The sequence below is a fragment of the Ferrovum myxofaciens genome (genome assembly GCF_000735045.1).
GTDB classification, from domain to species: Bacteria; Pseudomonadota; Gammaproteobacteria; order Burkholderiales; family Ferrovaceae; genus Ferrovum; species Ferrovum myxofaciens.
In genome coordinates this window covers 1-541 of sequence record NZ_JPOQ01000406.1, presented here as the reverse complement: position 1 = coordinate 541, position 541 = coordinate 1, and the positions used below count along the sequence as shown (strand labels likewise).

Annotated in this window: 1 protein-coding gene; it reads left to right on the top strand. The window is 59.5% G+C overall.

Features of this window, described 5'->3' with window-relative positions; genetic code table 11:
* Positions 1-541, top strand: a 541-nt coding sequence (locus IV91_RS0114270; RefSeq protein WP_031599515.1) for an IS91 family transposase, incomplete at both ends; no start/stop codon positions are given.

Sequence of the window (541 nt, the reverse complement as noted above, 5' to 3'; positions counted from 1 at the left end):
CACACGAATCGCAACGCTGGATTGACAAGCAGTTGCAGAAACTGGTGCCGGGCGAGTATTTCATGGTCACCTTCACCTTGCCAGCCGAGTTCCGCCAGTTGGCCTGGCACCACCAGCGCGAGCTGTACGAGCTCATTATCCGTAACGCCTGGGCCACGGTGAACACGTTCAGCCAGAACGACAAAAAACTGCGTGGAACCACCGGCGCGGTGACGGTGTTGCATACCCACAACCGCCGTCTGGATTTCCACCCGCACGTGCATCTGGTGATGCCCGCCGTGGCGTTTGATGCCAGGCAGCGGTTGTGGCGCAACAAGCGCAGCGGTTTTCTGTTCGACCATAAGGCGCTGGCCAAAGTGTTCCGAGCCAAGATGCTGGAGAGTATCCGGCAGGCCGGGCTCCAACTGCCCCGCAGCTATCCTGCCGAGTGGGTTGTCGACTGCAAGGCGGTGGGAACAGGGCAGAAGGCCCTGGTGTATCTGGGGCGCTATTTATATCGGGGCGTGCTGCCCGAAAAAAATATCGTGTCGGATCAGAACGG